General features: G+C 32.6%; 1 protein-coding gene. It reads left to right on the top strand.

Annotated features, from left to right (window positions below; all coding sequences use genetic code 11):
* The coding region (locus ACY2RW_RS16400; protein WP_490123792.1) for a hypothetical protein at window positions 1-204 on the top strand (204 nt) is incomplete at its 5' end.
* Window positions 205-236 lie beyond the last annotated feature (32 nt).

Below are 236 nucleotides of genomic sequence, written 5' to 3'. Positions count from 1 at the left end.
ACTAACTATGATTTTCCAACTTCAGGGTTAGAAGTTTTGACGCTTAATTATTATGATAATTATTCATTTGACACAGCTGGTACAGGAACGACAATATCAATTGCTTTTGGTGTTAATTCTACGACTGTATTAAAAGGTTTAATAACTGGTACTATAGTAAAAATATTAGGGCATAGCAACTGGAGAACCACTGTAACTTACTAGGATGAAAAGGCAAGACCAATATATGGATATTC

This window comes from Polaribacter sp. 2305UL8-11, assembly GCF_058147165.1.
This window is presented reverse-complemented; position numbering and strand designations above follow the sequence as displayed.